Genomic DNA, 14682 nt, shown 5'->3' on the forward strand with positions numbered 1-14682 from the left:
TGATTCAGGAATTCAGTTCCTCGCGCAGCATCTCGAGTTCGAGCCATTCCGTCTCGGCAGCCTCGATCTCGGCTTGGGCAGCGCCGATGCGGGTGGTGCTGGACTGGAAGCGTTTGGGATCGCGGCGGTAGAGGTCGGGGTCGGCCAAAGCCTGTTGCAGGGTCGCGACCTCGGCCTGCAGGGCTTCGATCTTCTTCGGCAGTTCGACCAGGGCGCGTTCGCGCTTGTAGCCGAGGCGTGCCTTGCCCTGTCCGCTCTCCTTTGCCGGCGCAGCCTTCACCTTCGCGCGTGACGGCGTGACGCCCGTCGGCTCCACCCTCGGCCCGCGCTGGGCCACGTAATCGCTGTAGCCGCCGGCATACTCGGTCGCCGTGCCGTCGCCTTCGAGCACGATGGTCGAGGTGACGAGCCGGTCGAGGAAGTCGCGGTCGTGGCTCACCAGCAGGACGGTGCCGTCGTAATCGTCGAGCGCTTCCTGCAGGAGGTCGAGCGTGTCGGCATCGAGGTCGTTGGTCGGCTCGTCGAGCACGATCATGTTGGAGGGCGCGGCCAGCGCCTTCGCCAGCAGCAGGCGGTTGCGCTCGCCGCCCGACAGGGTGCGCACCGGCTGGCGGGCCTGCTCGTCGCGGAACAGGTACTCGCGCAGGTAGGTCATCACATGGGTGAGATGCCCACGCACCAGCACATGGTCGTTGCGGTCGGCCAGCGTCTCCCACGGCGTCTTGTCAGGATCGAGGCCGATGCGGCGCTGGTCGATCACCACCGGCATCAGGTTGGCGCCGAGCTTCACCGTGCCGCTGTCGGGCTCGAGCTCGCCCATCAGCATCTTGAGCAGGGTCGTCTTGCCGGCACCGTTCGGCCCAATGAGACCGATGCGGTTCTTGCGGAAGATGCGCGTCGAGAAATCCTGGACGATGGTCTTGTCGCCCCAGCGCTTGGTGATGTTGCGCGCCGTGACGACCAGCGCGCCCGAGGCCTCGGCGCTGCCGGCCTCGATGGTGGCGCGGCCGACAGGGCCGATCTGCTGGCTGCGCTGCTGGCGGAGCGCCGCGAGCGCGCGCAGGCGGCCCTCGTTGCGCGTGCGGCGGGCGCGGATCGACTTGCCGGCCCATTCGGTCTCGCGCTCGATCAGCCGGTCGAGCTTGTGCCGCTCCGTGGCCTCGCGCTCGATGATGTCGTTCGACCAGGCCTCGAACTCGCCATAGCCCCTGTCGAGGCGGCGCACGATGCCACGGTCGAGCCACAGCACGGCCCGCGTCAGGTTGGTGAGGAAGCGCCGGTCGTGGCTCACCAGCACGTAGGCGCCGCGCCACTTCGAGAGCTTCTCCTCCAGCCATTCGATGGTCGGCAGGTCGAGATGGTTGGTCGGCTCGTCGAGCAGCATCACGTCGGGCTCGCCGATCAGGACGCGGGCCAGCGCCGCGCGGCGCGCCTCGCCACCGGAGAGCGTGGTCGGATCGCGACCGCTATCGAGCTTCATGTCCTCGAGGATGGCGGCGACGCGGTAATCGTCCGGTCCCAGCGAATCGGTGAGCGCCGAGGCGACGTAGTCGCCGACCGTGGCGTGGCCGGTGAAGTCCGGCTCCTGCGGCAGGGTGGCGACGGTGGCACCGGGTTGGGCGAAGCGCTCACCCGAATCGGCGATCGGCGCGCCCGCCAGGATGCGCAGCAGGGTCGACTTGCCGGCGCCATTGCGGCCGACCAGCGACAGGCGCTCGCCCGGCGCGATGCCGAGGTCGACGCCGGCCAGGATCGTCTGGTCGCCGAGATGGAAACGGATATCGCTGAGCGCGAGGAGGGGCGGATCGGCCATGGGAGCGGGCTGTATTGGCCGAACCTGTCCACATCGGCAAGGGCCAGAGCCGCGCTATGGTCGCGCCATGCTCGTCGTGGAGGAGCCGAAGCGGATCGATCGTGCCATCAGGCGCCTGCATGGCGCCTTGCAGGGCGTTCCCGCGCGTGGCGTGCGACTGACCTGGCGCGGCGGCGAATTGCGCACGACCATCCACTGGGCGCGCGACGATGGCTTCTGGTGGGCGGTCGAGCCGCGCCACACGCGCGATGCGCTGGTCCTCGGCCATGCGCCCGAGCCGCCGTCGCGGCGCGAGAGCATCACCTGCGAGATCAACCTGCCGCGCGGCGGCGCCGACCGGAAGCTGGCGGGCCTCATCGTCGAGGATCGCGACGGCGCGCTCTATCTCGCCCATTCCGGCCGTATGGGCGGCGCGCGGCCGGGCCAGAGCATGGAAGGCTTCCGCGAATTTTTAGCCTACGGCGTGTGGCGCCCCGTCAAATGGCCCGATGGCGATGAGAGCGAGGCGCTGATCGTGGCGCCAATCGACAGTCCACGCCTCACCCGGCTGCTCGGCCGCTTCGTCGACGCGGTGCGCCGCTACAAGGCGGGCGGCGCGGCGCCCTTGCAGACCGCGCTCTGCACCGATCCCTCGACGCGCATCCCGCCGGCCGCCGCCTGCGATCGCGCACTGGTCGATGCGGCGCTCTACGAGGAACTCACCAAGCGCGGCGTGTTCGGCGGCACGACCGATCTCTTCTCGGTCGGTCCCGATGGACCGCGACCGCTGTTCGGGCTGATTGCGGATGGCCAGCCCGAGGAAGTGGCACTGGCTATCGGTTGGCTGTCGCTCGCCGCGGCGCGCCAGGGCACGAAGGTGAAGCCGATCCTCGTCGCGCCGCTCGACCTGCCCGGCGCGGAGAATGGCGCGCTGGAGCATCTGCCGTTTCCGTGCGTACGCTACCAGTGGCGCGGCGCGCGGGCGGTGTTTGACGGGCTGGACGACGCACTGGCATGAAGGGCTCATCATGGTGATGGGCCTCACGACAGGACTTTGGGTCAGCGCGCAGATCAGGCTCTGTGATCGCGCGTTCATTCCGGCCGCCGTCGTGCGGCGTGGCGATCCCGACGTCGGCACGGTGCTGCTGAAGATCAACCGCTTCGAGGCCGGCGTCACGGTCTTCACCCAGACCAGCACGCTCGACGACGAACCCTCATGGAGCCGCGGCACCGGCCCTGCGCCCGTCACCGAGCCCGAGGCCGACGCCTACATCGCCCGCCAGGTCGCCCGCGACCCCGACCTCTGGGTTCTCGAGATCGAGGACCGCAAGGGCGAGTACAAGATGATCGGGAAGATTGTGTGATCGAGACGAAAGGTCCTTCGACTACGCTGCGCTTCGCTCAGGATGACAAACTTTAGGGACGCACCACGTTGCGCCAACAAAATTGTCATCCCGAGCGTAAGCGAGGGACCTTTCCCGTTATTGCGCCCCAAGCACCGTCGTCGGGTCGATGGTCTTGCCGGCGCGGCGGACCTCGAAGTGGAGCTGTGGCTCGGCCGAGCCGCCGGAATTGCCGACCTTGGCGATGACCTGGCCGCGCTTGACCACGTCGCCCTTCTTCACCGACAGCGACTCGTTGTTGCCATAGGCGGTGATGTAGCCGCCGGGATGCTCGATCAGCAGCAGGTTGCCCATCTTGGCGACCTCGCCGCCGGCATAGACGACCTTGCCGCCCTCGGCGGCCTTGACCGGCGTGCCCTTGGCGGCGGCGATGTCGATGCCGTCGTTCTTCTGGCCGCCCGACGTGCCGTAGCCCGAGACGACCTTGCCGTTGACCGGCCAACTCATGCGCGGCGGCGGCGTGGCCGGTACGGAGACCGCCTTGGCAAGCGGCGTCGGCTCGCCGGCCGGCGCGGCGGAGCGCGGCGCCTCACCCTGGGACGAGCCGGGCGGCGGCGCCAGGCCCTCGCGCTTCACCGAAGAGGGCGCATTGGGATTGGCGGCGGCCGTCTGCTGCGCCGCCGACTCGCCGTAGCTGTCCTGCACGAAGCGCGCGCCGGGCATGGCGAGCGACTGGCCGGGCTTGATCGTGTACGGCGCCTTGAGGTTGTTGCGGTCGATGATGGTCTGCGACGGCACGCCGTAGCGCCGCGAGATGCTATCGACCGTGTCCTTGTCCTTCACGACATAGACGGGAACGGCGTTGGGCCCGGCGGCGGAACCGGGATATTCCATGGTGCCCTCACGGGCACCCATGACGGTGTTGCAGGCGCCGAGCGCGACCGACAGCACCGCCATTGTACCCAGCGTATGCATCCGGCCGGCCCATCGCGAGGGGAAGCGAGGGGCGTTCTTCATGTGTGCAGTCTACAATATCGGGATTCGGGCGGAAAGGACGCTCCGGTGGTCGTTCGTTCTTCGGCGCTCCCGGACATTGCCCTGGGCAATGTCCTGCCGCTCATCGGCTGAGCTTCGCTCAGCCTGACCCCAATACCGGCAACGGACCCGCAACCAGCGGCACGAAGCGCACCGGCATCAGCGTGTCGCGCTGCAGGCCGCGCTCGCTCTTCACGATGCGCTCGACGACCTGCGAGGTGGGATCGCGCCCCACGGGAACGATCAGGATGCCGCCGACGGCGAGCTGGTCGATCAGCGCCTGCGGCCGTTCCTCGGCGGCGGCGGTGACGATGATGCGGTCGAACGGCGCCTGGCCCGGCCAGCCCTTGCTGCCGTCGTTGATGTCGACCACGACATTGTAGATGCCGAGGTCGAGCAGCAGGCGCTCGGCGGCCTTGGAGAGCGGCTTGAAGCGCTCGATCGAGTAGACGCGGCGCGCCAGCCGCGCCAGCACAGCGGCCTGGTAGCCCGAGCCGGTGCCGATTTCGAGCACCTTCATGCGCGGGCCGACCCGCAGCGCCTCGGTCATGGCGGCGACCACCAGCGGTTGGCTGATCGTCTGGCCGAAGGCGATGGGCAGTGCCGTGTTCTCCCAGGCGCGCTCGGCGAAGGGCTGCGACACGAAGCGCTCGCGATCGACCGAGGCGATGGCGGCCAGAACGTTCTCGTCCGTGATACCCGAGTTGCGCAGCTCGGCGATCAGGCGCTGCATGGCGGGGACGTTCACGGAAGCGCCCCTAGTCGATGTCGACGGGCGCGGCCTCGAACTCCGCGACGAGCTTGCGGCGCATGCTCTCGTGGGTCAGGTCGAGGTGCAGCGGTGTCACCGAGATGTGGCCCGAGCGGACGGCAGCGATGTCGCTCGCCTCGTCGATCTCGCTCTCCTGCGGGGCATAGCCGATCCAGTAGTAGGTGCCGCCGCGCGGATCCTTGCGCTCGATGATGTGGCCGCCGAAGCCGCGCGTGCCGGTGTGCGTGACCCGGACGCCCCGGACCGAACCCGCCACGACGTCGGGGAAGTTGACGTTGACCAGCACGTTGCGCGGCCAGTCGAGGGCGAGCACGCGGCGCGCCACGGCAGCGCCGTGGGCCGTCGCGGTGCCCCATTTCACCGGATGGTCGTGCATGTAGGCCTGGCTGAAGGCGATGGACGGGATGCCGAGCAGGCAGCCTTCCATCGCGCCCGCGATGGTGCCCGAATAGGTCACGTCGTCAGCGATGTTGGTACCGCGGTTGACGCCCGACAAAACGAGGTCGGGCTTGCGGTCCTTCATCAGGTGCTTGACGGCGAACAGCACGCAGTCGGTCGGCGTGCCGTCGACCGCGACCTTGCCCTCGCTCACCTCGCGCGCGCGGATCGGCCGCGACAGCGAGAGCGAATGTCCGGCGCCGCTCTGGTTGACCTCGGGCGCCACGATCCAGACGTCGCTCGAAAGCTGGGTCGCGATCTCGACCAGCGCCTCGAGGCCGGGCGCGTGGATGCCGTCGTCGTTGGTGACGAGGATGCGCGCCTTGGCGAGGTTGGGGACCTTCATTTCCCGGGCGCGGGGATCAGTTCGAGGCCGCCCATGTACGGACGCAGCGCCTCGGGCACCGTCACCGAGCCGTCCTCGTTCTGGTAGTTCTCCAGCACCGCGACCAGGGTGCGGCCGACCGCCAGGGCCGAGCCGTTCAGCGTGTTCAGGAAGCGCGTGCCTTTCCCCTCCTTCGGCCGGTAGCGTGCGTTCATGCGGCGGGCCTGGAAGTCGCCCATGTTGGAGCAGCTCGAAATCTCGCGATAGGCGTTCTGGCCGGGCAGCCAGACCTCGATGTCGTAAGTCTTGCGCGAGCCGAAGCCCATGTCGCCGCCGCACAGCACGACCGTGCGATAGGCGAGGCCGAGGCGCTTCAGCACCTGCTCGGCGCACTCCGTCATGCGCTCGTGCTCGGCCGCCGCCTGCTCGGGGGTCGTGATGCTCACCAGCTCGACCTTGGGGAACTGATGCTGGCGGATCATGCCGCGCGTGTCCTTGCCGGCCGAGCCCGCCTCGGAGCGGAAGCAGGGCGTGAACGCCGTGAAGCGCAGCGGCAGCTCCTTCTCCTCCAGCACCATGTCGTTCACCAGGTTGGTGAGCGAGACCTCGGCCGTCGGGATCAGCCAGAAGCCGTTGTCGGTGTGGAACATGTCCTCGGCGAACTTCGGCAACTGGCCGACGCCGTAGACCGCGGCGTCCTTCACCAGGAGCGGCGGGTTGACCTCGGTGTAGCCGCCCTCGACCGTGTGCAGGTCGAGCATGAACTGCGACAGCGCCCGCTCCAGGCGCGCCAGATGCGACTTCAGGAACACGAAGCGCGAGCCGGAGATCTTCACGGCGGCGGCGAAATCCATGTTGCCGGTCGCCTCGCCCAGCGCCACGTGGTCCTTCGGCTGGAAGCTGAAGTTGCGCTGGTTGCCTTCGCGGCGGATCTCGACATTGCCGGTCTCGTCGACGCCCTCAGGGACATCCTCGAACGGCAGGTTGGGCACCACCTCGAGTCGGATGCGCAGTTCCTCGTCGAGGCGGCTGGCCTCGTGCTCACCGTCCTTAAGGCTCTGCTCCAGGCCCGCGACCTCTTCCATCAGCGCATCGGCGTTCTCGCCCTTGCGCTTGGCCATGCCGATCTGCTGGCTGAGCGCCTTGCGCTTCGCCTGGATCGCCTCGCTCTCCGAGATGGCGGCGCGGCGGCGCCTGTCGATCTCCAGGATCTCGGCCGAGAGCGGCGCCAGGCCGCGCTTCTTCAGGCCGGCGTCGAACGCCTCGGGGGTCTCGCGGATGAAACGGATGTCATGCATGGCTAGCTGCCGGTCGTTTGGCCGGCCTTCTCGGCTTCCTCGGCCTTCTGTTCGGCCTCTTCGGCCGCCTTTTCCTCAGCCGCGCGCTTCCGCTCGATGACGCCGCCGATCAGGATACTGATCTCGTAGAAGGCCATCAGCGGGATGGCGAGCGCGATCTGGCTGACCACGTCGGGCGGCGCCAGGACGGCGGCGATGACGAAGGCCACGACGACGGCGTAGCGGCGCTTGGACTTCAGCCCGTCCGTGGTGGCAATGCCGACCTGGATCAGCAGGGTCAGCAGGACCGGGACCTCGAAGGCGAAGCCGAAGGCGAAGACGAGCTGCAGGATGCGTTCGAGATAGTCCGACGATCTCAGCGTCTTCTCGATGTCCGGCGGCGCGTACTGCGTCAGCATGAAGTTGATCACGTACGGCAGCACGACGTAGTACATCAGCGCGCAGCCGGCATAGAACATGAACGGCGTGGCGACGAGGAACGGCACGAAGGCGCGCTTCTCGTGGCGATAGAGTCCGGGCGCCACGAACAGCCAGATCTGCACCGCAATCAGCGGAAAGCCCACGATCAGTGCCACGAAGGCCGACAGCTTCACCGTGACGAAGAAGAACTCGAAGATGTCGAGGACGATGACCTTGTAGCCGTCAGCGAGCGCCGGCTGGATCAGGAACGAGAAGATCGGTTTGGCGAAGTAGAAGGTGACGAAGAAGACGAGGAAAAAGCAGATCAGCGCATAGATCAGGCGCTTGCGCAGCTCGATCAGGTGATCGAGCAGCGGCATCGGCTTGTCGTCTTCAGGTCCGTCGTGCGCTTGGGTCACTATGTACGTCGCAGAATGGGAGCCGCGTTATGCCGCCCTTTGACGTGCAATTCAAAGCGCAAGTTGGCGCTCAGCCGGCCGCGACGGCCTTGGCCGGCTTCTCTTCGGCTGAAGCAGCCGACGGAACCGGGTCGGCAGGCACGGTCGCATCAGCGACGGTGGGGGCCCCGGCGGGCGCGACTTCGGGCGTCGCCACGGGGGCAACCTCCGGGGCACCGTCGATCGCCGGCTGGGACTCCGCCGCAATCTGGGGTGCCGACTCGGGCTCGACCAATGGATTGTCGAATTGTGCCTTGGCTTCGGCCATGGCCTTTTCGCCCTCGGCCATGCCTTCCTGAAGCGCGCTCTTGATCTCCCGCGTCGGGTCGAGCGCCTGCAGGTCAAGGCCCGGGGTGGCCGCGAGCTGCTTCTTCACGTCGTCGAGGTCGGCCTGGCGCACCATCTCGTCGACATGGCCACGGAATTCCGAGGCCATGCCGCGCATCTGGGCCATCCACTTGCCCCAGCTGCGCAGCATGCCGGGCAGCTCCTTGGGGCCGATGACGACGAGCGCCACGACCGCGATGACGAGAAGCTCAGGACTATCGATGCCGAACATGGCCGATCAGGCCCTCATAACGCCGCTTTAGACCTTGGCGGCGCTGTCCTGGTGGTGGACCTGACCGCCCGGCGGGGTGGTCGTCGCCTGGGCCGAGATCGGCTTGGCGGTGTCGCCCGGCTGCGTACCCGGCTGGGCCGGCGGCACCTCGTCCTGTCCGCCCCCGACGCCCTTCTTGAAGGCCGAGAGGCCCTTGCCGAAGTCGCCCATGAGCTGCGAGATCTTGCCGCGACCGCCGAAGAGCAGCAGCACGACGGCCAGCACGATCAGCCAGTGCCAAATGCTGAAGCTACCCATTTCAAAATGCTCCCAAGATCGATTGCAATCGGCGTGTCGAATTACGTATGCCGATTATGGCATCCGCAACGAAGCCCCGGCAACCTGTCGAATAAGGTGGTTCTGGGGCGTCAGCGCCCCGACTGCGCAGTACCTTCCTCGACGGCGAGCGGCTCGTCGGCCTCGTCTTCCGTCGGTTCCAGCGGCAGATCGGGCTCGTCCGGCCTGAATATGGGGGGCTGCGAACGCGCATCCAAGAGCCCGGCCGCCTTCAATTCCTCCTGACCCGGCAGGTCGTCGAGGCTCAGAAGGCCGAAATGCTCGAGGAAAAAGTCCGTCGTGCCCCAGGTCACCGGCTTGCCGGGCGCGCGGCGGCGGCCCATCGGCTTGATCCAGTTCTGCTCGAACAGCAGGTCGAGCGTGCCCTTGCTCAAGCCGACACCGCGGACCTGCTCGATCTCGGCGCGCGTCACCGGCTGGTGATAGGCGATGATGGCCAGCGTCTCGACCGAGGCCCGCGACAGTTTGCGCGTCACCGGCCGCTCGATCTTGAGCTTCTCGGCGAGGTCGGGCGCCGTGCGGAAGGCATAGCCACCCGCCACCTGCACCAGATTCACGCCGCGGCCGGCATAGAGCTCGGCGAGGTCGGCCAGCAGGCGCTTCACGTCGGCATCGTTGGGCAGGCGATCGACCAGTTCCTTTTCGTCGAGCGCCTGGGTGCCGGCGAAGATCAGCGCCTCCAGCAAGCGCAGATGCTGGGCATGATCGGGGGACACGACGTCGGTGACGTTCGCGGCAGGCGCCTCCGCGGCAGCGACCGCCGCCGTTGCGATCACCGCGACGGCAACGGCCTCGGCCGCAACGGTCTCAATGACGGCTTCGGCAGGCGTTTCGGCCGGCTCCGACGAGTCTTCTTCTAAGGCAACAGCCTTCGCAGGCTTGTCGTCCTCGCCGCCCTCTTCTTCGCCGTCGTCATCCCCTCCATCCTTGTCGTCGTCTTCGTCCTCGTCCTCGTCGTCTTCGTCCGCATCATCATCGTCGGAATCGTCGTCATCCGACTCATCGTCATCATCGTCGTCGTCCGAATCATCGTCGTCATCGGAACCGTCATCGTCCGAATCATCATCATCATCGTCGTCGTCTTCTTCGTCCTTATCCTTATCTTCTTCGTCCTTGTCCTTATCGGCCTCGTCCCTGGCGGCGGCCTGGTCGTGGACGAGCGCGAGCGCGTCGGGATCTTCGACGACGGGGTTGGCGTTTTCGATGTCTGACATGGCGGGGACCGTCACTGCTGGTCGGTACGTTTACGCAAATGGATGGGGCCGAAGCGCTCGCTCTGGCGCAGCTCGATCTGGCCGTCCTTGGCCAGCTGCAGGCCGGCGACGAAGGTCGCGGCGATCGCCGAGCGGCGACGCGCAGGATCGGTGAGGCCGGCCGGCAGGAAGGCCTCGAGCGACTGCCAGTCGATGGCGATGCCCAACATGCGGCCCAGCCGCTCCGCCGCCTCCTCGACCGAGAAGAACTCCATCGGCTTGATCTGGTAGGTGTCGGCGTCCTTCGGCCGGACCTGCGAGCCGTAGGCGCTGAGCAGGTCGTAGAGCTTCACGTCCCACACGGCGCGACGCACGACGACGATGCCCTCGGGCAGGCCGCGCGAGAAGATGTCCCGGCCAAGCTGCGGCCGCGCCATCAGGCGCGTGCCGGCCTCCTGCATCGCCTCGAGGCGGCGCAGCTGCCATTGCAGGGCATCGGCCATCTCCTGACCCGACGGCTCCTCGCCGGCCGGCGGTTCCGGCAGCAACAGGCGCGACTTCAGGTAGGCGAGCCAGGCCGCCATCACGAGATAGTCGGCCGCCAGCTCCAGCCGCATGCGGCGCGCCTGGTGGATGTGCGCGAGATATTGGTCGACCAACGCCACCATCGAGATCTTGCGCAGGTCGACCTTCTGGTCGCGCGCCAGGTTCAGCAGCAGGTCGAGCGGGCCTTCGAAGCCCTCGAGATTGACGATCAGCTCGCCTTCGCCCGGCGCAATGACGTCCGGCCCGCCGACGGCAAAGCTATCGGCCGGAGCGGCACTGTCAGCGGGAGGGGCCGCGTCCTCAGGGGGCGGGCTGGCGGGTTCGTTCATTGCAGTCCCGGTTTAGTCAGCGGGAGCGCGTACCGCCACATGATTTGACCCCGCCTTATCCCCATTCCGGCAGGAGTTCGGCCACCCGTCGTGCGGCTTCGGCGAGGCCCCGGGGGCCGGCGGGATCGCGATGGCGGGCGAGGAAACTGCGGCCCGCCTGGAAACGACGGTTGGCGGCCTCGGTCATCGGACCGGTGCGGCCCGCGATCTCGACCATTTCGGGCATCTTTCCATTGCAATGGAGGGCGATATCGCAGCCGGCGGCCAGCGCCCGCGCCGCCCGGTCGCCCAGAGACCCGCCCAGTGCCTGCATAGACAGGTCGTCCGACAGCAGGAGCCCGTCGAAGCCGATATGGGAGCGGATCACGTCCTGCATGGCGCCTGCCGAAACCGTGATGCAATCCTTCGCGTCGATCGCCTCGAACAGGAGATGGCCGGTCATCGCCCAGGGCAGGTCCGAGAGCAGCTTGAAGGGCACGAAGTCGGTGCGCTCCAGCTCGGCGCGTGAGGCCGTGACCCTAGGTAGCGCCTCGTGACTGTCGACCGTGGCGCGGCCATGTCCGGGGATGTGCTTGATCACCGGCATCACGCCCTCGGCCAGCAGCCCCTCGGCCGCCGCCCGGCCCAGCGCTGCGACGGGCTCCGGCCGGTCGGCATAGGCACGGTCGCCGATCACGGCATGGGTCTCGGGGAAGGCGATATCGAGTACCGGCAGGCAATCGACGTCGCAGCCGGTCGAGGCCACGTCCGCCGCCAGCAGGCGCGAATTGAGCTTGGTCGCCTCCAGCCCGGCCTCGGGATCGCGGGCATAGAGCTCGCCCAGCAGGCGAGCCGGCGGCGCCTTGCGCCAGTGGGGCGGACGCAGGCGCGCCACCCGGCCGCCTTCCTGGTCGATCAGCACCGGCGCATCGGCGCGCGCCACGCAGGAGCGGAGATCGTCGACCAGCCGGCGCGTGCCCTCGACCGTGCTGACGTTGCGGGCGAACAGGATGAAGCCCAGCGGATCGGTGTCGCGAAAGAACGAGCGTTCCTCGGACGAAAGCTCGGTCCCGGCGCAGCCCAGGATGACCGCGCGCGGCCGGCTCATCGGCGAGTGCTCCCTAGCGCGCGGGCGGAACCGCGACGCAGTCGGCCTTGCGGGCCTTCAGCGAGGCGCAGACCGAATGGGCCTGCTTCTCGTCGAGCGGGCCGGCCTGCACGCGGTACCAGACGCCACGGTCGCCGAGATCGACGCGGACCGCCTGCATGCGCAGGCTGGACAAGTCACCGTGCGCGCTCTGCAGGCGCGCCCAGGTCGACTTGGCGACGTCCTCGTTCTTCACCGAGGCGACCTGGATGCGCCAGCCGCCGGTCGGGCCGGACATGTTCTCGATCAGGCTGGCGATGCTGGGGCCGCTCTCGGTCGTGGTCGGCGTGGTCGCCGGCTGCATGTTGGGCGGGTTGGCCGGCACCTTGGGTTCGTTCACGGCGGGCGCCGCGGTGGTCGAAGCCGGTTGCAGCGGCGTCGGTGTCTTGGCCACTTCGGCCTCCCTCGGCGGCGCGGCCGGCAGCGGCAGGCCGTTGGCCGGCAGCTTCGGCGTCACGGCGACCGGCAGCAGCTTCTCGGGCTGGGTGGGCACGGCGCCAGGCGCGATGCGGTTGAAGACTTCCTTGTCCTGGTTCGGCGGAACGAGGCCGCCGGCATTCTCGGGCTTGATGCGGGCCGGCGTGGTCGGCGCCTGCACGACCAGCGGCTCCAGTCCCCTGCCGCCCGCCTTGACGTCCTGGTTGTGCGCCCACCAGACGACCGAACCGAAGCTCGCGATGGCGGCGACCGAGACCATCACCGTGAGGATCTGGCCGCGGCGTCTGTTGACCCGCATGAGCAGCGAGTCCCGCGGCGGCGGGGGAATTGAATCGGGTTCATGCGCGACGGGCCGAGGCGGAGGATCGAGCCGCACAGCTACCGACTCGTTGGGCCGGTAGATCGTTGGTCCGTCGCCGGAGGGGGACCGGCGAACATGCATTTTTTATCTCATTTCCTCGACGGGTGTTACGCCGAAGACCTTTAAACCTGATCCTATCACAAATCCGATTCCCTGTACCAATGCCAGTCGCGCGCGCGTGAGATCGGAGTCGCCTTCGATCACGAAACGCAGGCCCGGCTCTTCCCGTCCCCGGTTCCAGTGGGAGTGGAAGGCGGCTGCCAGGTCATAGAGATAGAAAGCGATGCGATGGGGCTCGTGGGCCACCGCCGCCGCTTCGACCTGACGCGGCCACTGGGCGATCATGCGGATCAGCGCGAGTTCGCCGGCATCCGACAACCGGTCGAGCGGCGCACTGGCGAGACCCTCGATCGCGATGCCTGCGGCCGTCGCCTGGCGCATCACGGAGCGCGTCCGCGCATGGCAATACTGGACATACCAGACCGGGTTGTCGCGTGACTGTTCGGTGGCCTTCACAAGGTCGAAGTCGAACGGCGCGTCGTTCTTGCGCGTCAGCATAGTGAAGCGCACGACGTCGGGCCCGACCTCGTCCAGCAGGTCGCGCAAGGTCACGAAGGTGCCGGCGCGTTTGGACATGCGCACCAGCTCGCCGTTGCGCATGACGCGCACCAGCTGGCAGAGCTTCACGTCGAGCTCGCCCTGCTTCTCGGTGATGGCGCTGACCGCCGCCTTCATGCGCTTGACGTAGCCGCCATGGTCGGCGCCCCACACGTCGATCATGTCGGCGAAGCCGCGCCGGTACTTGTCGTGGTGATAGGCGATGTCGTTGGCGAAATAGGTCCAGCTTCCGTCCGATTTCTTGAGCGGCCGGTCGACCTCGTCGCCGAACTTCGTCGCCCGGAACAGCGTCTGCTCGCGGTCTTCCCAGTCGTCGGGAAGCTGCCCCTTCGGCGGCTCGAGCCGGCCCTGGTAGATCAGGTCCTGCCGCGTCAGCTCCTGGAAGGCGCGATCGACGGCGCCGCTCTCGACCAGGGCGCGCTCCGACGAGAAGACGTCGATATGGACGCCGAGCGTCTCAAGGTCGGTCTTGATCTCAGCCATCAAGGTGGCAATGGCGAACGCGCGCATCTCGGGCAGCCAGTCGGACTCCGGCTTGCCGACCCAGCGGGCCCCGTCGCGCTTGGCGATCGCGGCACCAACATCCTTGAGATACTCGCCCGGATAGAGGCCCTCGGGGATCGACTCGACCGTCTCTCCGAGCGCCTCGCGGTAGCGCAGGTAGGTCGACTGGCCGAGCTTGTCGACCTGGGCGCCGGCGTCGTTGATGTAATATTCCTTGGTGACGTCGTAGCCCGCCTTGTGCAGCAGGTTGGACAGCGCGTCGCCCACGATGGCGCCGCGCGCGTGGGCCACGTGCAGCGGGCCGGTCGGGTTGGCCGAGACGTATTCGACGTTGACCTTGGCGCCCTTGCCCATCGTCGAATCGCCATAGGCGATGCCGGCCTTCAGGCAGTCCGCGAGGCGCGCGCGCCAGAATCCGTCGGCGATCTTGAGGTTGAGGAAGCCCGGCCCCGCCACCGCACCGTCGACCACGTCGGGATTGGCCTTGAGGCGGGCGAGCAGCGGCTCGGCGATGTCGCGCGGCTTCTTGCCCGCCGCCTTGGACAGGACCATGGCGGCGTTGGTCGCGATGTCGCCATGCGCCGGATCGCGCGGCGGCTCGGCCGTGATGGCGGAAAAATCGAGCTTTTCGGGCAGTTCGCCCGCGCCCTGCATGGACTGGAGCGCGGCGACGATCTCGCCGATGAAATGACGATAGGGATTCATGGGCCGGGTATTGCCGAATCCGCGCCTTTTGTCATCCGGGGGCCGAATTGCCTCATTGGAGCGCGCCACTCCAGTGGCGCTCATGAGCTGATGCGCCACTGGAGTGG

General features: G+C 67.9%; 15 protein-coding genes. 2 read left to right on the forward strand and 13 right to left on the reverse strand.

Annotation, left to right across the window (positions count from 1 at the left end; translation table 11 throughout):
- Positions 1 to 4 precede the first annotated feature (4 nt).
- Positions 5 to 1813 carry an ABC-F family ATP-binding cassette domain-containing protein gene (locus AC1ROX_RS20580; protein ID WP_493128565.1) on the reverse strand — a complete coding sequence of 603 codons (1809 nt, stop codon included), beginning with the start codon at positions 1811 to 1813 and terminating at the stop codon, positions 5 to 7.
- A 67-nt stretch (positions 1814 to 1880) separates the two neighbouring features.
- On the opposite strand from AC1ROX_RS20580, the gene AC1ROX_RS20585 reads away from it, so the two are divergent.
- Together AC1ROX_RS20585 and AC1ROX_RS20590 are read left to right on the forward strand one after the other, a co-directional pair.
- Positions 1881 to 2810, forward strand: a complete 930-nt coding sequence (locus tag AC1ROX_RS20585; RefSeq protein WP_493128567.1) for a hypothetical protein — start codon at positions 1881 to 1883, stop codon at positions 2808 to 2810.
- A gap of 10 nt (positions 2811 to 2820) precedes the next feature.
- The gene (locus AC1ROX_RS20590) at positions 2821 to 3156 is read left to right on the forward strand and encodes a DUF1491 family protein (RefSeq protein ID WP_493128569.1); all 336 of its coding nucleotides are present in this window, start codon (positions 2821 to 2823) and stop codon (positions 3154 to 3156) included.
- 117 nt (positions 3157 to 3273) lie between these two features.
- Here the strand turns inward: AC1ROX_RS20590 and AC1ROX_RS20595 are convergent, their stop codons facing one another.
- The 12 genes from AC1ROX_RS20595 to argS all read right to left on the reverse strand — a co-directional run bounded on the left by AC1ROX_RS20595 (position 3274) and on the right by argS (position 14575).
- On the reverse strand, positions 3274 to 4152 hold the full coding sequence (locus AC1ROX_RS20595) for a peptidoglycan DD-metalloendopeptidase family protein (RefSeq protein ID WP_493128571.1): 879 nt from the start codon (positions 4150 to 4152) through the stop codon (positions 3274 to 3276).
- Between the two features lie 118 nt (positions 4153 to 4270).
- On the reverse strand, positions 4271 to 4918 hold the full coding sequence (locus tag AC1ROX_RS20600) for a protein-L-isoaspartate(D-aspartate) O-methyltransferase (protein ID WP_493128573.1): 648 nt from the start codon (positions 4916 to 4918) through the stop codon (positions 4271 to 4273).
- A gap of 10 nt (positions 4919 to 4928) precedes the next feature.
- Complete coding sequence (surE, locus tag AC1ROX_RS20605) at positions 4929 to 5726, reverse strand: 5'/3'-nucleotidase SurE (protein WP_493128575.1); 798 nt, start codon at positions 5724 to 5726, stop codon at positions 4929 to 4931.
- On the reverse strand, positions 5723 to 7003 hold the full coding sequence (serS, locus tag AC1ROX_RS20610) for a serine--tRNA ligase (protein WP_493128577.1): 1281 nt from the start codon (positions 7001 to 7003) through the stop codon (positions 5723 to 5725). Before serS ends, surE begins: the two co-directional genes overlap by 4 nt.
- A gap of 2 nt (positions 7004 to 7005) precedes the next feature.
- Positions 7006 to 7821: a twin-arginine translocase subunit TatC gene (tatC, locus tag AC1ROX_RS20615; RefSeq protein WP_493128579.1), complete on the reverse strand. Its 816-nt coding sequence runs from the start codon at positions 7819 to 7821 to the stop codon at positions 7006 to 7008.
- Positions 7822 to 7891: 70 nt separating this feature from the next.
- Positions 7892 to 8419 (reverse strand): Sec-independent protein translocase protein TatB, encoded by a 528-nt coding sequence (tatB, locus tag AC1ROX_RS20620; protein WP_493128581.1) that lies wholly within the window; start codon positions 8417 to 8419, stop codon positions 7892 to 7894.
- 27 nt (positions 8420 to 8446) lie between these two features.
- Positions 8447 to 8716 carry a twin-arginine translocase TatA/TatE family subunit gene (locus AC1ROX_RS20625; RefSeq protein ID WP_493128583.1) on the reverse strand — a complete coding sequence of 90 codons (270 nt, stop codon included), beginning with the start codon at positions 8714 to 8716 and terminating at the stop codon, positions 8447 to 8449.
- 110 nt (positions 8717 to 8826) lie between these two features.
- The gene (gene scpB, locus AC1ROX_RS20630) at positions 8827 to 9969 is read right to left on the reverse strand and encodes an SMC-Scp complex subunit ScpB (RefSeq protein ID WP_493128585.1); all 1143 of its coding nucleotides are present in this window, start codon (positions 9967 to 9969) and stop codon (positions 8827 to 8829) included.
- An 11-nt stretch (positions 9970 to 9980) separates the two neighbouring features.
- On the reverse strand, positions 9981 to 10823 hold the full coding sequence (locus tag AC1ROX_RS20635; protein WP_493128587.1) for a segregation and condensation protein A: 843 nt from the start codon (positions 10821 to 10823) through the stop codon (positions 9981 to 9983).
- Positions 10824 to 10878: 55 nt separating this feature from the next.
- Positions 10879 to 11910 carry a beta-N-acetylhexosaminidase gene (nagZ, locus tag AC1ROX_RS20640; protein ID WP_493128589.1) on the reverse strand — a complete coding sequence of 344 codons (1032 nt, stop codon included), beginning with the start codon at positions 11908 to 11910 and terminating at the stop codon, positions 10879 to 10881.
- Positions 11911 to 11923: 13 nt separating this feature from the next.
- A complete protein-coding gene (locus AC1ROX_RS20645; protein WP_493128591.1) occupies positions 11924 to 12685 on the reverse strand; it encodes an SPOR domain-containing protein in 762 nt (253 codons plus the stop codon).
- A 147-nt stretch (positions 12686 to 12832) separates the two neighbouring features.
- The gene (gene argS / locus AC1ROX_RS20650) at positions 12833 to 14575 is read right to left on the reverse strand and encodes an arginine--tRNA ligase (protein WP_493128593.1); all 1743 of its coding nucleotides are present in this window, start codon (positions 14573 to 14575) and stop codon (positions 12833 to 12835) included.
- Positions 14576 to 14682 lie beyond the last annotated feature (107 nt).

This window comes from Reyranella sp. GW821-FHT14A01, from assembly GCF_058803965.1.

Coding starts and splice junctions, on each gene's coding strand:
- AC1ROX_RS20580 (WP_493128565.1), bottom strand. CDS start 1,813: ATGGCCGATCCGCCCCTCCTCGCGCTCAGCGATATCCGTTTCCATCTC.
- AC1ROX_RS20585 (WP_493128567.1), top strand. CDS start 1,881: ATGCTCGTCGTGGAGGAGCCGAAGCGGATCGATCGTGCCATCAGGCGC.
- AC1ROX_RS20590 (WP_493128569.1), top strand. CDS start 2,821: ATGGTGATGGGCCTCACGACAGGACTTTGGGTCAGCGCGCAGATCAGG.
- AC1ROX_RS20595 (WP_493128571.1), bottom strand. CDS start 4,152: ATGAAGAACGCCCCTCGCTTCCCCTCGCGATGGGCCGGCCGGATGCAT.
- surE (WP_493128575.1), bottom strand. CDS start 5,726: ATGAAGGTCCCCAACCTCGCCAAGGCGCGCATCCTCGTCACCAACGAC.
- serS (WP_493128577.1), bottom strand. CDS start 7,003: ATGCATGACATCCGTTTCATCCGCGAGACCCCCGAGGCGTTCGACGCC.
- tatB (WP_493128581.1), bottom strand. CDS start 8,419: ATGTTCGGCATCGATAGTCCTGAGCTTCTCGTCATCGCGGTCGTGGCG.
- AC1ROX_RS20625 (WP_493128583.1), bottom strand. CDS start 8,716: ATGGGTAGCTTCAGCATTTGGCACTGGCTGATCGTGCTGGCCGTCGTG.
- scpB (WP_493128585.1), bottom strand. CDS start 9,969: ATGTCAGACATCGAAAACGCCAACCCCGTCGTCGAAGATCCCGACGCG.
- AC1ROX_RS20635 (WP_493128587.1), bottom strand. CDS start 10,823: ATGAACGAACCCGCCAGCCCGCCCCCTGAGGACGCGGCCCCTCCCGCT.
- nagZ (WP_493128589.1), bottom strand. CDS start 11,910: ATGAGCCGGCCGCGCGCGGTCATCCTGGGCTGCGCCGGGACCGAGCTT.
- AC1ROX_RS20645 (WP_493128591.1), bottom strand. CDS start 12,685: ATGCGGGTCAACAGACGCCGCGGCCAGATCCTCACGGTGATGGTCTCG.
- argS (WP_493128593.1), bottom strand. CDS start 14,575: ATGAATCCCTATCGTCATTTCATCGGCGAGATCGTCGCCGCGCTCCAG.